Source organism: Limnospira sp., from assembly GCF_051859755.1.
Lineage (GTDB): Bacteria > Cyanobacteriota > Cyanobacteriia > Cyanobacteriales > Microcoleaceae > Limnospira > Limnospira fusiformis.
Genome location: NZ_JBIMLI010000325.1, coordinates 1 through 1,499, shown reverse-complemented (window position 1 = coordinate 1,499; position 1,499 = coordinate 1). Strand labels below are relative to the sequence as shown.

Sequence of the window (1,499 nt, the reverse complement as noted above, 5' to 3'; positions counted from 1 at the left end):
ATAAACTAATTGAGTGCCGTACTCACATCTGACTGGTACCGGTTCACTTGCCTTAAACGATAGTGTTTTTGTTAACTGGCTGTACCATGTTCCTTTGGTGAAGTTAGAATCATTGAATTTGATTGTCTGTCGTGGGTTACGAATACTTCTGAACTTGGCATCACGGCTTGCCCTATATGCTTGATATGCGTCAAATATCGCGTTTTGTCTGATATGGCAAGGCGTTTCTTTCACCCATTGAGGTAAATCTGATTGCATTACCAGATTTCTTAACTTCAGCTTACCAATCATCCGCGTCGAGCTTCGCTGCATAGCGATGGCTTGGTTAAAACAATAACGGCAAGCCGCCAGCCATTTTTTCCAGGTTTTTTCCAGTTCAAGGCTTGGATAAATCCGGATCTTCTTTGATTGCAGACTTATACTTTCTGAGTCCGTAGAGTCGGCAACCGAAGACATGGACAATGGCAAGGATGTCTTCAACCAATTCTCGCTCTGGGGATAAACCGTCTTGCTTGAGAACCACGATTTTTGTACCATCTTGTTCACACAACCAAGAGATGAGGTCAAACCCGAAACGGGCGAGTCTGTCTTTGTGGGCAACCACAATAAATCCGACATCGCCTTTACGGACTCGCTCCCAAATGGCTCTAAGTCCTTTTCTTTGGAAATTAAGACCACTGGCGATATCAGTGACGAGCTCGGCGTTGGGGTAGACCTCGAGTAACTTTGCAACTTGGCGCGCAAGGTCTGCTTTTTGTCCGCGACTTGAAACGCGGGCATAAGCGATAATTGCCCGTTGCGTTCTCTCGTTTGATGAGACCGTGTAGGAGGCAATATCATATCGTCTCTGCCCTGATGGTGTCCTGAGCGCTTGAATTTTGCCGTTTTTTTCCCATCTTCTTAAAGTATGTAAGCATACACCAAAGTATTGAGCCGTTTCACTCGGTGATGTATATTTCGGCATTTAGCTCGCTGGTTGTGTACTTATCTAGCTTAGACTGATTGTTGAGTATTGTCAAGCAATGTTCAGTTAATCTGCTAACAGGACGTAACTCTGTCAGTATCAGTTCTATCCTACCCCCAAACTTTGAACAATAAAAAGCCCCGCCGAGACAATTAGTTAGCGGGGCTTTGTAAAAGTATATGAATTAAAGTAGATTATCGCATATCCCACAGAGCCTTAAATAAAGTCTCAGCCAGCTTTCTGGATGTGGCATTCCTGGCAGCCTTGAGCGCCGCCCCGGAAACTTTGTTCCCTTTGTGGTATGCTCTAGTCACCCAGTAGAGTCTAAGAGACTGAGCTTCTGGTGATTTGGGAAGGCAATCGTAGGGGGTTGTCGCGATCGCACCTCCACCCGGTTTCTGTTCGCGATGAGTCCCCTTCTCGATTGCCCGTACAACAAACTGATGCAAGGTTGATCGCGCCTCTTTACTTCCGGTAAAACTGCTACGAGTGTCAGCCTGCCCAGATTGCACTTGAGTAGCCCCCAACCCGCACA

Annotated in this window: 1 protein-coding gene and 2 pseudogenes; all 3 read right to left on the bottom strand. The window is 46.3% G+C overall.

Annotation, left to right across the window (positions count from 1 at the left end; genetic code table 11):
* Positions 1–258: pseudogene (locus tag ACTIE0_RS24325) on the bottom strand (RNA-guided endonuclease InsQ/TnpB family protein); the annotation flags it as partial.
* Between the two features lie 118 nt (positions 259–376).
* Positions 377–964, bottom strand: coding sequence for an IS607 family transposase (locus ACTIE0_RS24320; RefSeq protein ID WP_006669633.1), 588 nt, complete (start codon positions 962–964; stop codon positions 377–379).
* A gap of 194 nt (positions 965–1,158) precedes the next feature.
* Positions 1,159–1,499 (bottom strand): annotated as a pseudogene (locus ACTIE0_RS24315) (IS110 family transposase); the annotation flags it as partial.

What these genes read in the sequence shown, in the direction of transcription:
- ACTIE0_RS24320 (WP_006669633.1), bottom strand. Translation starts at nt 964, where the DNA reads ATGCCGAAATATACATCACCGAGTGAAACGGCTCAATACTTTGGTGTA.